General features: G+C 39.6%; 1 protein-coding gene and 1 pseudogene. One reads left to right on the top strand and one right to left on the bottom strand.

Annotated features, from left to right (window positions below; translation table 11 throughout):
• Positions 1 to 81, bottom strand: a pseudogene (locus ACTQ48_RS10965) (IS6 family transposase); the annotation flags it as partial.
• A 200-nt stretch (positions 82 to 281) separates the two neighbouring features.
• Here ACTQ48_RS10965 and ACTQ48_RS10970 point away from each other — a divergent pair.
• Positions 282 to 2,768 (top strand): mucin-binding protein (locus ACTQ48_RS10970; RefSeq protein WP_441570934.1); only part of this gene is annotated, 2,487 nt, incomplete at its 3' end.

Consider the following 2,768-nt stretch of genomic DNA (forward strand, 5'->3'; position numbering starts at 1 on the left):
GCTTAGATTGTAACGCAGGTAGTAACCAACAGCGACAATAATGACGTCTTTTTTGAATTGTTTGCCTTTAAAATGATTCATTACTCTGTCCTCTCTGTCTTTTTTCTCAATTTTACACTAAAATAGATTTTTTGGAAAACTTTGCAACAGAACCTATTTGTGATAAAATATATAATACCTTCTATAAAATTAAGACAGCCAATTCAAGTTTATCTTAATAAACCCGAATTGCTAGTTAATTTCATTGGAAAATAAATAAGTCTAAAAGGAGACAACAAAACATGCGTAAAATCATCGGTAAGAAAAATAAAGTCCATTATGTAGAAGAAACAACTCGATACAAAATGGTTAAATCTCACAAAGGATGGCTAGTTATCGGTACATCAATGTTTGCACTTGGATTAGGGGTGCTAGTTACAAGTCAGCCAGTGTCAGCTGATGTGGTAGCTACCAGTACCTCAAGTAGTGCAGTAAGGGCTGAAACGACCAGTGCAAATAACAGTAGTGCAGTAAATGCTGAAACGACCAGTGCAAGTAGCAGCAGTGCAGTAAATGCTGAAACGACCAGTGCAAATAACAGTAGTGCAGTAAATGCTGAAATGACCGGTGCAAGTAGCAGTAGTGCAGTAAATGCTGAAACGACCAGTGCAAGTAGCAGTAGTGCAGTAAATGCTGAAACGACCAGTGCAAGTAGCAGCAGTGCAGTAAATGCTGATACCACCTCAGGGAACTTAACTGCCGCCACTGTAAACAGCACTAGTGATACGAAGAGCGCTGTTTCATCAGCAGCTACTGTAGCAAGTAGTAGCAGTGCAACGAAGGCCGATTCAGCTAATGCCACCAGCACTAATGAATACTCTGCATCTGGCAACGATACTACAAGTACTGATGCTAATGGTAGTTCTACAAAAAATCGTACAGCGGCTGTTAACTCAGCGAAAAGTTTAAACACAAGCTCATCGTTACCAAGTCAAATTTCAGATTTCACAGTATCTGTAACAGCCAGTGACGGAAGCACTATGAACAATGGCAGTTCATTCAATTTATCTGGTCAGTCAGCACACCTAAAGGCAATTAACCTAGGATTCACGCTAACACAAGATGGTACGTTAACTCCTGGATCAACTATTAAAATTCCAGTTAGTGTCACTAATAATTCATCAGATTTAGTTGGTTCAGCACTTAGTTCAGGGACTAGCTTGGATATCCAAAACGTTGGTACAATTAAATATCAGATGGATGGTCGCTATGGTACAAGTGGAAGCTATATTATTACTATTGGCGATAGTTTTGACCCAACTAGCGGGAAAAAAGTAATTGCTACTGTAACGGAGCAACCCGGTGAAACTTCTTCACTGGTTACTACGAATAGTAATCAGAATATTGTTTTAACTATTGGTGATAATACTTTCACTTTTGTGCCTGTAAAGAGAATTTACGAGAAGGATACTGGTGACTATAGAAGTAGCGACTTTGCGTATGGTCCTACTGCGAGTCAAATTAATACTGGTACAATGATTACTGATCCCAACTATCTTAATAATGCCCTATCAGGGGCAAAAAACACACCGGCAGATACCAGTATTCCAACTGGAAACATTATAAATATAGAACGTGTTACAACTGGAGGTTCAGTAATTACACAAGTTAATTTGGGTAAATACATTGGTAGTGGCACGTTGAAAATAAGTGAAGATGGAACTTATCTGATTAAAAATGATAATTCCGTTGGAAAAGATTTTGGACAGGGCAGCGGGGTTACTAGTCTGATAACTTTACCAGCTGGCACTAGTGATGATGATATTTTAGCTGCGCTAAATAAAGCTGGTAAGCACTCCGGTGTTGTAATTAATGAAGGTAATGGACAATATACTATTGCCTACAATCTTGGTAAGGTAGTTGGTGATGGTGCCTATACTTTTCATGACTTATATCCTAATGACGATGCCGCAACACAGGCAGATGCTGCGCAAGAAGTAAACCGAACGGATGATGTAAACTCTGAACTTAATAAAAAACTGGCCACTCTATATGCCTTCCAAAGTATGGGCATTCAATCAGAATTTCGTTTTGCTGATTCAAGCATAAAAAACACACTGCAAGGAACTGGTACCCAGTATAGTGTTGCAAGCGATGGAACAGTAACAAAAGTTACATCAAATAACATTAGTTCTAACACAACACCATCAAATGCCCGATCAGAAGGACAATTTAAGGTTACAGTGCATTATGTGGATAAGGATGGCAAAGAATTAGCAACACAAGCGTATTCATATGGTTATCCAGCAGGTTCAAGTATTGCGACCCAATCTCCTGACTATCAAGTCGCACCCAAAGATATTAAAGGATACACACTCGTTACTAGCGATAGCCCTGTGTCATCATTAAATGGTAAACAGCTAACAACCTCGGAAGCTGTACCATTCTTAGCTAACGATCAAACTGTTTATTATGTATATACCAAGAATGCTCCAACGATCACGACAGAGAAGAAGACAGTTAATGAGACCGTCAGCTATGTTGATCAGAATGGACACGAGGTGGCCAATAAGCACACTGCTTCTGTCGACTTCACACGTCAAGTCTCAACTGACGCAGTAACTGGGGAAAAGACGTATGGTAATTGGTCAGCAGATCAAAGCTTTGACGCAGTCAAAAGTCCTGAATTAAAGGGTTATACAGCTGACAAGGCGCAAATTGACAAGCAAACAGTTAACGGGGACTCAAAGGACTTAGAATTCACGGTTACCTATACCAAGAACGCTCCA

It is taken from the genome of Collinsella sp. Sow4_E3 (assembly GCF_052116285.1).
Classification (GTDB): domain Bacteria; phylum Actinomycetota; class Coriobacteriia; order Coriobacteriales; family Coriobacteriaceae; genus Collinsella.